15 protein-coding genes and 1 tRNA gene are annotated in these 13,975 nt (G+C 69.3%); 9 read left to right on the forward strand and 7 right to left on the reverse strand.

Going from position 1 to position 13,975, the window contains the following annotated elements; genetic code table 11:
* Positions 1 to 27 precede the first annotated feature (27 nt).
* Positions 28 to 1,506: a S10 family peptidase gene (locus FHX42_RS00845; RefSeq protein WP_182542176.1), complete on the reverse strand. Its 1,479-nt coding sequence runs from the start codon at positions 1,504 to 1,506 to the stop codon at positions 28 to 30.
* A 52-nt stretch (positions 1,507 to 1,558) separates the two neighbouring features.
* Here FHX42_RS00845 and FHX42_RS00850 point away from each other — a divergent pair, with 52 nt between their 5' ends.
* Positions 1,559 to 2,335 (forward strand): uracil-DNA glycosylase, encoded by a 777-nt coding sequence (locus tag FHX42_RS00850; protein ID WP_182542177.1) that lies wholly within the window; start codon positions 1,559 to 1,561, stop codon positions 2,333 to 2,335.
* Between the two features lie 218 nt (positions 2,336 to 2,553).
* Here the strand turns inward: FHX42_RS00850 and FHX42_RS00855 are convergent, their stop codons facing one another.
* The 3 genes from FHX42_RS00855 to FHX42_RS00865 all read right to left on the reverse strand — a co-directional run bounded on the left by FHX42_RS00855 (position 2,554) and on the right by FHX42_RS00865 (position 3,747).
* Complete coding sequence (locus FHX42_RS00855) at positions 2,554 to 3,102, reverse strand: DinB family protein (protein WP_182542178.1); 549 nt, start codon at positions 3,100 to 3,102, stop codon at positions 2,554 to 2,556.
* Between the two features lie 109 nt (positions 3,103 to 3,211).
* Positions 3,212 to 3,511 carry a type II toxin-antitoxin system PemK/MazF family toxin gene (locus tag FHX42_RS00860; RefSeq protein WP_182542179.1) on the reverse strand — a complete coding sequence of 100 codons (300 nt, stop codon included), beginning with the start codon at positions 3,509 to 3,511 and terminating at the stop codon, positions 3,212 to 3,214.
* Positions 3,511 to 3,747, reverse strand: coding sequence for a ribbon-helix-helix domain-containing protein (locus FHX42_RS00865; RefSeq protein ID WP_182542180.1), 237 nt, complete (start codon positions 3,745 to 3,747; stop codon positions 3,511 to 3,513). The genes FHX42_RS00860 and FHX42_RS00865 overlap by 1 nt, the downstream gene beginning before the upstream one ends.
* Positions 3,748 to 3,881: 134 nt before the next feature.
* Here FHX42_RS00865 and FHX42_RS00870 point away from each other — a divergent pair, with 134 nt between their 5' ends.
* From FHX42_RS00870 to FHX42_RS00895, 6 genes are all read left to right on the forward strand, one after another.
* Positions 3,882 to 4,322 (forward strand): MerR family transcriptional regulator, encoded by a 441-nt coding sequence (locus FHX42_RS00870; protein ID WP_182542181.1) that lies wholly within the window; start codon positions 3,882 to 3,884, stop codon positions 4,320 to 4,322.
* Between the two features lie 5 nt (positions 4,323 to 4,327).
* The gene (locus tag FHX42_RS00875; RefSeq protein ID WP_182543418.1) at positions 4,328 to 5,305 is read left to right on the forward strand and encodes an aldo/keto reductase; all 978 of its coding nucleotides are present in this window, start codon (positions 4,328 to 4,330) and stop codon (positions 5,303 to 5,305) included.
* Positions 5,306 to 5,402: 97 nt separating this feature from the next.
* On the forward strand, positions 5,403 to 5,855 hold the full coding sequence (locus FHX42_RS00880; protein WP_182542182.1) for a hypothetical protein: 453 nt from the start codon (positions 5,403 to 5,405) through the stop codon (positions 5,853 to 5,855).
* A gap of 310 nt (positions 5,856 to 6,165) precedes the next feature.
* Positions 6,166 to 7,491: an NAD(P)/FAD-dependent oxidoreductase gene (locus FHX42_RS00885; protein ID WP_182542183.1), complete on the forward strand. Its 1,326-nt coding sequence runs from the start codon at positions 6,166 to 6,168 to the stop codon at positions 7,489 to 7,491.
* A gap of 258 nt (positions 7,492 to 7,749) precedes the next feature.
* Positions 7,750 to 7,823, forward strand: a tRNA-Leu gene (locus FHX42_RS00890).
* An 83-nt stretch (positions 7,824 to 7,906) separates the two neighbouring features.
* Positions 7,907 to 8,302: a DUF5313 family protein gene (locus FHX42_RS00895; RefSeq protein ID WP_182542184.1), complete on the forward strand. Its 396-nt coding sequence runs from the start codon at positions 7,907 to 7,909 to the stop codon at positions 8,300 to 8,302.
* 16 nt (positions 8,303 to 8,318) lie between these two features.
* Here FHX42_RS00895 and FHX42_RS00900 read toward each other — a convergent pair whose 3' ends face one another.
* Entirely contained in the window at positions 8,319 to 8,954 is a 636-nt protein-coding gene (locus tag FHX42_RS00900) for a carbonic anhydrase (protein WP_182542185.1), read from the reverse strand.
* A gap of 383 nt (positions 8,955 to 9,337) precedes the next feature.
* Here FHX42_RS00900 and yidC point away from each other — a divergent pair, with 383 nt between their 5' ends.
* Positions 9,338 to 10,432: a membrane protein insertase YidC gene (gene yidC / locus FHX42_RS00905; RefSeq protein ID WP_182542186.1), complete on the forward strand. Its 1,095-nt coding sequence runs from the start codon at positions 9,338 to 9,340 to the stop codon at positions 10,430 to 10,432.
* A gap of 71 nt (positions 10,433 to 10,503) precedes the next feature.
* On the opposite strand, the gene FHX42_RS00910 is transcribed toward yidC, so the two are convergent.
* Entirely contained in the window at positions 10,504 to 11,196 is a 693-nt protein-coding gene (locus FHX42_RS00910) for a class F sortase (protein ID WP_328795823.1), read from the reverse strand.
* On the reverse strand, positions 11,193 to 12,638 hold the full coding sequence (locus FHX42_RS00915) for a hypothetical protein (RefSeq protein WP_182542187.1): 1,446 nt from the start codon (positions 12,636 to 12,638) through the stop codon (positions 11,193 to 11,195). Before FHX42_RS00915 ends, FHX42_RS00910 begins: the two co-directional genes overlap by 4 nt.
* A gap of 439 nt (positions 12,639 to 13,077) precedes the next feature.
* Here FHX42_RS00915 and FHX42_RS00920 point away from each other — a divergent pair, with 439 nt between their 5' ends.
* The gene (locus tag FHX42_RS00920) at positions 13,078 to 13,869 is read left to right on the forward strand and encodes a Bax inhibitor-1/YccA family protein (RefSeq protein WP_182542188.1); all 792 of its coding nucleotides are present in this window, start codon (positions 13,078 to 13,080) and stop codon (positions 13,867 to 13,869) included.
* Positions 13,870 to 13,975 lie beyond the last annotated feature (106 nt).

Here is a 13,975-nt window from a genome sequence, read left to right on the forward strand (position 1 = left end):
CACCGCCAAAACGGTCCGTTCACCGGGTCACCGCGCCACGAACTCGGCGAGGTCGGCGGCCTGCTTGATCCGCGAGGGCTCGTGCACGTACATCATGTGCCCCGCCGGGTAGTAGCGGACGTCGATGTTGCCGCGCAGCTGCCGGGGGATCTCCAGCCGCGCGAGCACGTGCTCGGCCGCGAAGTACGGCGTCGCGCCGTCGGTGTGCCCGGAGCCGACGTGGACCCGCAGGTGCGGGTTGGCCCGCATCGCCGCGGACAGCTTGCCGGTCACCGACACCGAGCTGCCCTCGAAGTCCTTGAACGACCACGGCTGCACCCGGCTGGTGATCAGCTCGTAGGGGAGGTCGTTGACGTAGCCCAGCTCGGCCCGCAGGTAGTGGTTGATCGCGGCGGCGTAGGCGCCCTTGATGCCGGAGATGCTGGGATCGTCGCTGAAGTGCTCCCCGGCCGCGTCGGGCTCCCAGCCGGTGAACCTGCCGTCCATCCGCCCGACCGTGAGCCGCTGGTCCCGCAGCAGTTCGGTGAAGAACCGGACGTGCTCGATGCGCAGGTCGACGCGGTCGACGTAGTCCTCGGACAACCCCGTCAGCGCGGCGGTCCTGCGCACCATCTCCGCCCGCTCGTCGTCGGACAGCCGCGCGCCGCGCGCGAGCGCCCACGGGTAGTCGCGCTCGGCGAACTCCTCGGCCTCGTCCAGCACCTCGCGCAGCGGGCGGTCGCCGTGCTTGCCGTGGTGGTGCGCGATCGCGGCGTAGGTGGGCAGGTACAGCGCGTACGGGAGGTCGTTGCCCTCCGTGAACATGACCGTTCCCATGTCCAGCACCGAGGAGATCAGCAGCAGCCCGTTGAGGTACATGCCGTAGCGGGTCTGTAGGTGCTCGGCCAGCGCCGCCGCGCGCAGCGTGCCGTAGGACTCCCCGGCCAGGTACTTCGGCGACATCCAGCGCGTGTTGCGCGAGATCCACAGCCGGATCAGCTCGCCGACGGACTCGATGTCGCGCTGGTAACCGTGGTAGTCACCGGGCTCGCCGCCCTCGACCGCGCGCGAGTAGCCGGTGGAGACCGGGTCGATGAACACCAGGTCGCTGTGCGCCAGCAGCGTCTCGTGGTTGTCGGTGAGCTCGTAAGGAGGTGCCGCGGGTTGGTTCGCGTCCCCGGCGAGCACCCGACGCGGGCCCAGCACCCCCATGTGCAGCCAGACGCTCGCCGAACCGGGCCCGCCGTTGAAGGCGAACGTGACCGGTCGGCTGCCCGGTTCGGCGTCGTCGACCACGTAGGAGGTCATGAACATCTCGGCCTTGGGCTTGAGGCCCCGGAACGTTCCGTCGTCGTAGACCTCCTCGCGGAGCACGACGCGTCCCGTGGTGGCCGTGTAGGACAGCGTCCTGCCGTCGGCGGTGACGGTGTGGTGGGTGCTGACCAGGTCGTCGGCGGGTTCGGCCGGACTGCCGGACTGTTCGGGGGCAGACTTGGCGCTGTTCTCTGCTTGCTCACTGGCTGCCATAACCAAGACCCTACTTGCGCGCGGCGGCTCGGGGCTTTGTCACGGTGAGGGGATGAACGACGTGCGCTCCGAGCTGGTTTCCGACCCGGTTTCGCAGCCGGGTTCGGTGGCGGCGGCCAGCTCCGACCTGGCCGAGCTGGACGCGGCGATCCCGCACTGCACCGCCTGCCCGCGCCTGGTCGAGTGGCGCGAACGGGTCGCGCGCGAGAAGCGCGCGGCGTTCCGGGACCAGGGCTACTGGGGCAGGCCGGTCCCGGGCTTCGGCCCCCACGACGCCTCGATCGCCGTGGTCGGTCTGGCCCCGGCGGCCCACGGCGCCAACCGCACCGGCAGGATGTTCACCGGGGATCGCTCGGGCGAGGTGCTGTACCGGGCGCTGTACGACGTGGGGTTGGCCTCGCACCCGCGCTCGGAGAGCCTCGGGGACGATCTGACCCTGCGGAGCACCCGCATCACCGCGCCCGTGCACTGCGCGCCTCCGGCGAACAAGCCGACCCCGGGCGAGCGGGACACGTGCGGCAGCTGGCTGACTCGCGAGCTGGAGCTGCTGCGCCCCACCCTGCGGGTGGTCGTGGTGCTCGGCGCCTTCGGGTGGCAGTCGCTGCTGCCGATACCGGATTCCGCGGGGTGGCGCGTACCCCGGCCCCGCCCGAAGTTCGGCCACGACGCCCACGTGCGGCTGCCCGCCACCGACGACGGGGCCGACCTGCACCTGCTCGGCTGCTACCACGTCAGCCAGCGCAACACCCAGACCGGACTGCTCACCCCGGAGATGCTGCGCGGCGTGCTGCACCACGCCAAGGAGCTGGCGGGACTGGGGGACTCGTGACGAGCTCGGTCTCCGACGGGGCCGTCATCGAACAGTGCATCGGCCGGTACCGATGCGTCCACGACCGGCATCAGCAGGAACCCGTGTCCCGGTCGCGTCCTTCGCGCAGGCTCCTCAGCTCGTCCGCCGTCTCACCTTCCGACGCTTCGCTTCCGTCGGAGCGTCCGCCGAACCGGGCCGGGATCTCGGCGTCCCCGGCAGCGCCCTCGCGCCGAGGCTCATTCACCGGTGGCGCCGTCGACGAGTTCCCGCGCCACGTCGAGTTGCCCCACGTGGCGTGCGTACTCCTGGAACAGGTGGAACACGATCCTGCGCAACGACGGGACTTGCTCCGGGTCCCGGAACCGACCGCCCGTGCGGGCCGGATCGTCGAGCTCCGCCCGAGCGATGAGAGTCCGTGAGCGTTCGACTTCGTCGCGGTAGGCGGCCAGGATCGCGGCCGTGGGTTCGGAGGTGGCGTCCCACTCCGCCTCGTCGCCGCCTGGGAGTCGGGCGAGCACGTCTTCGGCGGCGAACCCCCACCGCAGCCAGCGCCGTTCGACCATGCCCAGGTGCCTGACGAGTCCCAGCGGAGCCCATCCCATCGGGGGCACGGGGGTTCTCAGCTGCACGTCCGTCAACCCGGCGACCTTGTGGAGGAGCCGGTCGCGGTACCAGTCGAGGTAGCCCACGAGCAGTTCGCGGGAGTCACGGGTCGTGGCGGGAGGCTCGCCGAACTCACCGAGTTCCCCGAAGGCGTCCGGGGAGGTTCCGCTGGTCACATCCATGATCGGACCCTAGCGCGAATCGCCGAGTGGCGGAACGGCGTTTACCGCGGAGCCGCACCACGCCAAGGATCCGGCGGGACGGGGACGATCACTCGTCGCCGGTCGCTTCTCATTCGAGCCCGTACGCGGAGCGGATGGCTTCGGCGAGCGCGGGCTCCTGCGCCGGAAGCAGATATCCGAGGTGTCGTCCGAGGGTCGCTGCGGGGATGGTGACGATGTTGTCGCAGCTGATCACGCTCTCGTGATCGAGCCCGTTGGCCGATCCGACCGGAACCTCCGTGGACAAGCCCCGGATCGTGCTCGTAATGGGCGCCACGGAAACCCGAGTGAGGTGAGGGCGTACCAGTTCTCTGGTCAGAACGAGGACCGGGCGGGTCTTGTCCAGGCGTGCGTTGTGGATCGGCCGCATCAGTCGAGATCGTCCATGGGCGTGTGTGCGGCGTGCTCGGCGAGGTCGTCGAGATCGGTGTCTCCGCCCGCTCGGGCCAGGATCTCGGCGTCCCTGGCGGCGATCTCGTGGCGGCGCTGACGTTCCAACGCCCGTGCGACGACGGTTGCTCTGCTGTTGGCGTCACCGTGCTCGACGTGTCCGTCGATGAACTCGACGAGCTCGTCCGGAAGGCGAACCGCTATCTGTCTGGTCATGTCAATGATGATACCACTTTGGGATTCAGTGCCACGAGCAACGCGACAGCGATCCCCGGCTCACAGTGGCGACGAGGCACGGCCGAAACGGTGGAATTGACCTGGAGTGCACTCCAGGTCGTACGGTCGACCACGTGAGCTACTCGATAGCCGACGCCGCCCGGTACAGCGGGCTGTCCATCGACACTCTTCGCTACTACGAACGCGTCCAGCTCATCGAACCGCCGGCCCGCGACAGCGGTGGTCGCAGGATCTACACCGACGCGGACCTGTCCTGGCTGGAGTTCCTGACCAAGTTGCGAACCACCGGCATGCCGATCCGCAGGATGCACGAGTACGCCGTGCTGCGCCGCCAGGGCATGGCCGGTGCGGGAGCGCGCAAGCGGATCCTGGCCGAGCAGCGAACGGCCGTGGTCGAGCGCATCGCCGAACTGCGATCCTGCCTCGACGCACTGGACTACAAGATCGACAATTGCGAACGTCTCGAACGTCGCATGGCCGCCTCCGCGGCGGAGGACGACACGGCGGAAGACGACACCAGAGAAGCCGAAACAAAAGAAGAGGTATCCGCGTGAACGACATGCCGACACGCAAGCTGGGAAGCCTGGAAGTCGGTGCCCAGGGGCTCGGCTGCATGGGGATGAGCCACGCGTACGGCGTGCACGACGATGACGCCGAGTCCGTCGCCACCATCCACCGCGCGCTCGACCTCGGCGCGACGCTGATCGACACCGCGAACGTCTACGGCGACGGTGCCAACGAGCGGTTGGTCGGCCGCGCCATCGCCGACCGGCGCGACGAGGCGGTGCTCGCGACCAAGTTCGGCATCACCAGTCCCGGCGGCGGGATGCGGGTGCGCGGCGACGCGGCTTACGTGCGGGAGTGCTGCGAGGAGTCGCTGCGACGGCTCGGCGTGGACCACATCGATCTCTACTACCAGCACCGGGTGGACCCGGAAGTCCCGGTCGAGGAGACCTTCGGCGCCCTGTCCGAACTGGTGTCCGAGGGCAAGGTCCGCAACCTCGGGATCTCCGAGGCCGGTGCCGACAGCATCCGCCGCGCGCACGCGGTGCACCCGATCGCCGCGCTGCAGAGCGAGTGGTCACTGTGGACGCGGGACGTCGAGTCGGAGGTCGTGCCGACCTGCCGCGAGCTCGGTATCGGGATCGTGCCGTTCTCCCCGCTGGGCAGGGGACTGCTGACCGGCGCGGTGACCTCCACCGACGAGCTGGCCCCCGACGACGTGCGGCGCGGGTTCCCGCGGTTCGAGGAGGGAAACATCGACCGCAACCTGGCCATCGTCGACGCGCTGCGCACGCTCGCCGACAGCAGGGACGTCACGGCGGGGCAGCTCGCGCTGGCCTGGGTCCAGCACCGCGGTGTCGACGTGGTGCCGATCCCGGGGACGAAGCGACGCACCTACCTCGAGCAGAACGTCGCCGTCGCCGAGCTCGTGCTGACCGACGACGAGATCAGGGCGATCGAGGCGGTCACTCCGCCGGACGCCGTCGCGGGCGAGCGCTATCCGGCGGAGTACACCCGCGCGACCGGCCGGTAGGGGCCCTCTCGGGGACGTGTCGGGGACTTTCCCGATGTGCCGGGAACTTCCCCGCGAATAGCGTCGTGGACACGTTCGCTCGCGGGAGGAGTCGACGATGAACGTCGCGACGACATCGGTTCGGAACCGGCTGGGATTGCCCTGGTGGGCGATCGGCCTGCTCGCGGCGTTGGCGGTGCCCCGGGTCGTCACCCACGACCTGGGGCTCGTCGGCCCCGTCGTCAACGCGCTGCTCGTGTTCGGTCCGCTCGTGTGCTGGGTGGTCGTGGCCGTCGCGGCGAAGGTGCCCAGACCCGTGCTGACGCTGGTGGTCGTCGGTGCGGTCCACGGGGTCCTGCTGGCGATCGGGCACCAGGTGCTCTGGGGCCACGCCTACGGCGGCGACGTCCCGCAGCTGGGCGGAAACCTGGAGGACCTGCCGTGGATGGCGCATTCCGCGATCACGCGAGCGACCGCCTTCCTCAGCAGCGTGATCGTCGGAACGGTCGTCGGCGTGATCACGGGTGTCGTGGCATGGGGTGCGGGTCGGTTCAGGCGCGGGGGAACGTGACGCGGAGGTGCCTCGGTCGCGTCAGGGGATTTTCCCGATGCGGGTGGATCCCTTCGCGCGGGAGCGTGGCGGTCGTGGGTGCCCCGGGTCCGCCGTGGCGGTTTCGACGCCTCGCGGTCGCTGATCGTGATGTAGAGTGGCGAGCACCTGACATCGTCGCCAGGGAGGCTGGTCGGCCACTTATCAGTTGATCACGCACCGCTTTCGCTTCGTCACGGCGCGTCCACTGTGATGGGAAACACTCGCGACCGGGATCACACTTGGGGGGAGTGTGCCGCATGTCGTCGCTTGCCGGTGCGAGCATGGAGACATGGCTGGTAAATCCGATCCCACCCGGATTCTCATCATCGGCGGCGGTTACGTCGGCATGTACACCGCTCTGAAGCTTCAGTCCAAGCTCGGCCGTCGTGAGGCTTCGGTGACGGTCGTCGACCCTCAGCCGCACATGACCTACCAGCCCTTCCTACCGGAAGCGGCGGCGGGCAATGTCGAGCCCCGTCACGTGGTAGCGCCGTTGCGACGAGTGCTCAAGCGGTGTCATGTCCTCACCGCGCGTGTCACCGAGATCAATCACGCGGACCAAGCGGTCACGGTCGCCGACTCCGAGGGTGTGACCGACACCCTGGAGTACGACGAACTGGTCGTGGCGCTGGGCTCCGTCTCCCGCCTGCTGCCCATCCCCGGCCTCGCCGAGCAGGGTATCGGCCTCAAGACCGTCGGAGAGGCCATCTACCTGCGCAACCACGTGTTGGCCAAGATGGACGCGGCGTCCACCACGTTCGATCCGAGACTGCGTGACCGGCTGCTCAACTTCACCTTCGTCGGTGGTGGCTACGCGGGCATCGAGGCGCTGGCCGAGCTGGAGGACATGGCTCGGTACGCGACCCGTTACTACGACAACATCGACCCCGAGGACATGAAGTTCACCCTCATCGAGGCCGCCGGGCGGATCATGCCCGAGGTCAGCGAGAAGATGGGTGTCTACACGGTCAAGGCCCTGGAGGAACGGGGCATCTCGGTCTACCTGAACACCTTCCTGAAGTCGGTCGAGGGCGGTCACGCCGTGCTCTCCGACGGCACCGAGTTCGACACCGACACCCTGGTGTGGAACGCCGGTGTCAAGGCCAACCCGGTGCTCAAGAACAGCGATCTGCCACTGGACGAGCGCGGGCGCGTCAAGGCGACCTCGCACCTCCAGGTCGATGGGCTGCCGAACGTGTGGGCCTCGGGCGACTGCTCGGCCGTCCCGGACCTGTCCAAGGCCGAGGAGAACCCGGAGGCGACCTGCGCGCCGTCGGCGCAGCACGCGGTGCGTCAGGCCGAGCAGCTCGCCAAGAACATGATCGCCCACCTGCGGGGCAAGAAGACCGGCGAGTACCACCACGCCTACGCGGGCTCGGTGGCCGGTCTCGGCCTGTACAAGGGTGTGGCCGACGTGTACGGCTTCAAGGCCAAGGGCATCATCGCTTGGTTCATGCACCGCACCTACCACGTGAGCAAGATGCCCACGTTCAACCGCAAGGCGCGGATCGTCATCGACTGGACGCTGGCGTTCCTGTTCCGCCGCGAGGTCGTGTCGATGGGTCAGATCCAGGACCCGAAGGCCGCCTTCGAGCGCGCCGCTTCCAGCGACTGACCGCTCCACGCCGTTCGGCGGTTTCGGTGTGTCGAGTATTACGGGGCCACGTGCCGGGTGTTGCCCGCACGTGGCCCCGAGTTTCTGATTAACTGTCCGTAGTGCGGCTCCGTGGATGCTTCACTCGGTGGTGAGACAGCCTCCGCGGGCAGCACCCTGGTGTGGTCGAATTCGCTCGGTGCGTGCTGTCATTGCTCCGCTTGGCGGATTTCGCGCCGTCGGATCACCAGGCACGCTCTACGGGTCCGACCTTCCCGAGCCCCCGTAGCCCAACAGGCAGAGGCAGACGACTTAAAATCGTCACAGTGTGGGTTCGAACCCCACCGGGGGCACGCACGCGGCCCGTTCGGCCCGTGCGGACGGGGACCCGCGAAGTTTCACCCGTCCGAGCGGACGGGCCGACTACGATGGCGGTGTGTCGATCAAGCGCCCCCACCCCGCGTCGTGGCTGTACTACCAGTACGCCGGGCGCCTGCCGGCAGCGTACGGCGAGTGGGTGCTGCACGACGGAACCTGCCGGACCTGGATGCTCCGCGTGGTCGTGCGCGGCGTCCTGCGGATCGCGCCGATCGCCGCGGTGCTGTTCGCCGTGCTCGTGTACTTCGGGGGAGCTTGGCCCGTGGCGCTGGGGGCGCTGCTGCTCGGTCTCCTGGTCGTCCTGCGCGTCACGCTGACCGGTGCGGTGGAAAGCGTCGACGCCCGGTTGGCCCGCCACGGCTACCCGCCGGGACACGGCTCGGCCGTCCGCAACCGGATGGACGAGGAAGCCGCCGAGCGCTACCGGGCCGTGTGGCGGAACTCCGGCGACTGATCGACGGCTCTTCCGATCAGGTGGTCGCGCCCTCGGTCAGCGGGCCGTGGCTGGAGACAAGCCGCAGCGAGCCCTCCTCCAGCTGGTAGGACAACCCCACGACGGCGCAGCGTCCGGCCGTGACCTCCGAGGAGATCAGGGGGGACCGCTCCAGGAGGAGGTCCGCGGTGCGGCGGACGTGCTCGTCGACCAGCTGGCTGGTCTCGGTCGCCCCGGCGGCGCGGGCGGCGAGCACGCTGGGGGTGACCCGTTCCACGACGTCCCTGATGTGACCGCCGGGGGACTCGCCCTCGGAGCAGGTCTTCGCCGCGGCCCCGACCGCTCCGCACGAGTCGTGCCCGAGGACCACCACCAGGGGCGTGCCCAGCACGCCGACTCCGTACTCGATGCTGCCCAGCACCTCGGGGCCGCTCACGTGGCCGGCGGTGCGCACCACGAACAGGTCGCCCAGCCCGCGGTCGAAGAGGATCTCGGCGGCCAGCCGTGAGTCGGAGCAGCCGAACAGCACGCCGAACGGCGCCTGGCCGGAGGTCAGGGCGGACCGGCGGTCGGCGCCCTGGTTCGGGTGCGAGCGCTCGTCGTCGACGAAACGCCGGTTTCCCTCCATCAGGGTGGCGTAGGCCTGTGCCGGCGATGCGAAGGAGGCAGACATACCGCACAAGTTACTCGAGTCGTCGGCCTGTGACGATCTCCGGCGGGGCACGTCACAGTGGTCGGATCCGGCGTGTTTCCCGGCCCGAGGGGGTGCGGCGCGTACAATCGAGGCCGTCGCGTGGCGAACGGCCGACCGCCTTCACGACTTCCGAGTCCACGGGGCTCGTGCTCCGGACAGTCGTTTGATCAGTTGCGAGACTGGTGCACCGCCGTGGTCCGCAGCATCCGGCTGGGTGACCCGCGGTGTCGAGTGCGGTGCGGCCCGCGCCACAAGATCGAGTCTACCGTGGCACCCTGTGGGGCTGGGCCCTGCACGCAGGTGGGGCGCACGGATGTGCAGGTGCACCCGGTACGGCCGGGTGAGGACCAGGAGTTACTTCAGTGGCTGACTTTTTCGGCTTTATCCTCTATCCGGTTTCGGCCGTGCTGTGGTTCTGGCACAAGGTGTTCGGCTTCCTGCTGGGTCCGGACAACGGCTTCGCCTGGGCGTTGTCCGTGTTCTTCCTGGTGTTCTCGCTGCGGGTGATCCTGCTCAAGCCCGCGCTGAGCCAGATCCGCTCCAGCCGCAAGATGGCGAAGTTCGCCCCGCAGATGCAGAAGGTGCGGGAGAAGTACAAGAACGACCGCCAGGCGCAGATGCAGGAGATGCAGAAGCTGCAGTCCGAGCAGGGGGTCAACCCGCTCGGCGGCTGCCTGCCCGCGCTGCTGCAGATCCCGGTATTCCTGAGCCTGTTCCACGTGCTGCGCAGCTTCGATCCGACCGCGCAGAGCAACTTCATCTTCGACCGGTCGGGGGTCGTTTCCTTCACCGACGCCGACATCTTCGGCGCCAAGCTGTCGAACTGGCTCACCCAGTCCGAAGAGACGCTGGAGAAGTTCGGAACCACACGTCCCGAGATGATCGCGGTGGGCATCCCGCTGATGATCATCGCCTCGGTGGCGACGTACTTCACCATGCGGATGTCGCTCAAGCGCCAGAGCGACGCCACCATGGCCAACCCGCAGAGCGCGATGATCGGCAAGGTCATGATGTACCTGGCCCCGGTCGGCGCGCTGATCTCGGGCTGGTTCCTGCCGCTGGCGGTGTTGCTGTACTGGCTGGCCAACAACGTCTGGACGCTGGGTCAGCAGCACTTCCTGACCAACAAGGTCGACCGCGAGGAGCAGCGCCAGAAGGAAGCCGACATCGCCGCGAAGAAGGAGGCGCCGCGTCCGAAGCCGGGCCAGAAGCCGGTCGAGGCGGGCAACGGCAAGGCCGAGCAGGCCGACGACTCCGAGCAGGGCGAGGCTCCCGAGGCCGCGCAGCTCAACGGTGCGCAGCTCGACGCCGACCGCTCGGACGGGGGTGCCGGCGTCGGCAAGTTCAGCGGCAAGCCCGCGGGTGGGGGCAGACCCGGTGGCAAGACCCAGCAGAAGAACCGCCCCGGTAAGCAGGCCGCCTCCGCCAAGAAGAAGAGCCAGAAGAAGAAACGCTAGAAGCACGCGAAACGGGCCCGGTGGTCGGCGACCACCGGGCCCGTTTCGCGTCGGGCCTGCTTCGCTCTCGGTCACACGGGTTCGGCGATGACGATCCGGTTCTCGCTGTAGCCCCGGTCGCCTCCGACGAAGCGCCCGCCGCAGGTCACCAGGGCCAGGCGGTGGTCGCCGCCCTGCCCGAACAGTTCGGTGGCCCGCCGGGGCAGTTCGTCCTTGTCCACGGTGACCAGCTCGGCGATCCGGTAGGTGAACTCACGGCCGCGCTGCCCGGTCACCGTGACCCGCTGCCCCACCGAGGCGTCCCACAGCTCGGCGAACGGGCCCGTGCGGCCGTTCCAGTTCACGTGACCGGCCAGCACCGTGGCCCCCTCCGAGGCGTCCAGCCCCGCACCCCACCAGGTGGCCTCGCCGAGGCTTTCCGGGATCGGCAGCGTGCCGGACTCGTCGAGTTCCTCGTGCACCAGTTCGGCGGTTCCGCCGTCCGGCAACCGGATGGTCCCCGGCGGCTGTCCCTCGCTGATGTGCACCGGTCGCGGCGGGGACGACCGCGAGACCGCGGGGTCCCGCGACGGGAGGGAGGACGGTGGTCGGGTGACCTCCGCGGTCGAGGAGGGAGGTGGTGCGGCGGCCTCCTCCGCTCCACCCTTCACGGCACCGTTCGTCATCAGGGCCCCCGCGACCACGGCGACCACGGCGGCGAGCCCGACCGCGCCGGCCAGCACCAGCGCGGTCAGGCGTCGACGATCACGGCGACCTTCGGTCACCGCTGCCGTCCCGTCTCGAACCTGCGGCGGCGCAGCAGCACACCGCCGCCCACGGCACCGGTGAGCAGCAGGCCGCCACCGAGGCCGAACAGGCCCAGCGGGGCGCCGCCGTCGCCGGAGTCACCGGAGGGGACGTCGCCCGCGGCGACGGTCGTGTCACCGGCGGGAATCGTGATGGGCACGCTGGGGGTGTTCGGTTTGTTGACCAGTTCCAGCGCCAGGGTCTCGCCGGGCTTGAGCGTGCCGCAGGCCGACGGTGGTGCGGCCGGGTCGAACGCCTCCCCGTACCCCTTCGCCGGTGCCGTCTCGACGACGCAGACCTCCTGGGGGGTGCGCAGCTCCGGCACGGTGGCGGTCCCGTCGCTTCCCGTGGTCACCACGAGGGGCTCTCCCTCCGGACCGACCAGTTCGGTGCCGTCCTGCTCGGTCGCGGGCGTCTTCTCGTCGGGACCGGTCACGCGCAGCTTCACGCCGGCGATCCCGTCCCGGCTCTGTGAGTCGATCTTGCTGATCTCGACGACGCCGGGAGCCGTCACCGCCGTCGTCGCCGCTTCGACGGTGAGCTGCTGCTCGCCGCCGGTGGAGACCACGCGCTGGGTGGTGCCGGGCTTGTGCACGGCCTCCCGGACGTAGGGGCGCTCGGCCGGGGCCGCCAGCGTGCCGGTCACCTCGGGGTTCGGGCCCGTGGGCGTGACCCGCAGCTTCACCGGGCCACCGTCGGCGGGGGTGGTGACGGTGCCGTCGTCGGACAGGCCCTCGACCTCGGCGTCGGTGGCGTCGAGCTCGACGGGGACCCCGCCCACGCCGTCGCCGTCGCGCTGGGTCACGCGCAGCGTCCACTCGGCGCTCTCCCCGATGACCTGCTCGTCCTCGGGCTCGGTCAGCGAGGCCTGCCAGGGGCCCCGGTTGGCCTCGGCGTCCTCCCGCAGGCGCTCCACGGCGTCCTTGGCTCCCCCGGGGAGCTTGGCGAAGTGCTTCTCGACGTCGTAGGCGATCTCGCGGAAGTCGTTCTTCCGATCGAGGTCCTCGGGGGTGCGCGGAGCGGCCGTCCAGGAGTGCAGCAGGTGGGCCAGGGCCGCGGCCTCGTCCGCCGACTCCGTGTCGCCGTAGCGCAGGAGCAGGTAGGAGATGTTGGCGGCGGTGTCGTCGGGGATCGCAGTTCCCCACTTGGTCTTGAGCACGTCACCGGGCTCGTAGGCCTCGTCGCTGTCCGGGGCCTTCAGGGCGAACTGCACGCACCAGACCTGTTCGCCGTCGACCATGTAGGAGCCCAGCCAGTCGCTGGGTCTGTCGCGGTCGCCGTAGGGCTGCCCCGGCCTGATCTCGTGACCGATGCCCTCCTGCGGTGCCGCCTGGGCCACGCCGGGGGCGGCGGTCAGCGTCCCCCCGGCGAGCAGTGCCGCGCCCGTGATGGTCACGAGCAGTTTTCCGAACACGCGCATGCAAACTCCATTTCCGTGGTGGAGGAAGGTCCCGGTGCCCGCGCGCACCGGTGAGCATGCGCACGTCCCCGACTGCCCGGGTGTCGCGTAGCGATCCTTCTTCGTGCGCAGCGTGTTCACAAGAGGCCATACGGTGGAAAAGAGAATTACGTTGTGTTGGTGAAGACGCGGCGTGGAGGGCGTCGAGGGCCCCCGGTCGGCCGTAGCATGGGGTGCTGGGACGGTGGAGCTCACCACGGGCAGCAGCGTCCCGCCAAGGTTGCCCGCGCAGTATTCAACGCAATGTGATCGTTACTCGTGCTGCCCGGTGCGAGCGGGTAGTTTCCGATCGGTGCCCCGATCAGTCCCGGGGGTAAAATCGTCTTTACACGAGACGGGAACCGACCGCCGGGCTCGGTCGTTGTACCTGTGACGGCGCACGAACGCCCAGGAGGATGAGTTGCGCACAACGAGCAACCCCGCGTTCAAGAACCTGCCCTCAGGGGGCGGGTCCGCGAACTTCGACTACGGCCGCGGCGGCGTGGGTGTCGCGCCCGGCCAAGCGCCCACCGCGGCTCCGCCGCAGGCCGAGCGCCCGATGACCATCGACGACGTGGTCACCAAGACGGCCACCACGCTGGCCATCGCCCTCGGAACCGGTACCGCGACCTTCCTGGTCGGTGGGCAGGCCGCGATGGGGCTGGCGCTGCCCGCCATGCTGATCGGGCTCGTGCTCGCGCTGGCGGTCATCTTCAAGAAGAAGGTGAGCCCCGGGCTGGTCATCGCCTACTCGGCGGTCCAGGGCGTGTTCCTCGGCGGGATCAGCTGGGCCTTCGCCTCGATGTTCAGTCCGGCCATCGTGATGCAGGCCATCGTCGGCACGATGGGCGTGTTCGCGGCGATGCTGGTGGTCTACAAGACCGGAGCGATCCGCGTCACGCCGAAGCTGACCAAGTGGATCATCGGTGCGATGGCCGGCGTGGCCGTGCTCATGGTGGTCAACCTGCTCATGAGCATGTTCGGGATGCCGCTGGGCATTCGCGACGGTGGTCCGCTCGCGATCGGCTTCAGCCTGCTGTGCATCGGCATCGCGGCGTTCAGCTTCCTGCTGGACTTCGACGCCGCCGACAAGGCCATCCACCAGGGCGTGCCGGCCAAGTTCGCCTGGTACGTCGCCTTCGGGCTCATGGTGACCCTGGTCTGGCTGTACCTGGAGATCCTGCGTCTGCTGTCCTACCTCCAGAGCGACTGACGACGGAGTCCGAGCCGACGACGCGGGGGCTCGACGACGTGGCGAAGCGCCTGTCACCTCGACCGAGGTGGCAGGCGCTTCGTGTGTGAGGGGCTGGGGTTACCCG

Source organism: Halosaccharopolyspora lacisalsi (assembly GCF_014137975.1).
Lineage (GTDB): Bacteria > Actinomycetota > Actinomycetes > Mycobacteriales > Pseudonocardiaceae > Halosaccharopolyspora > Halosaccharopolyspora lacisalsi.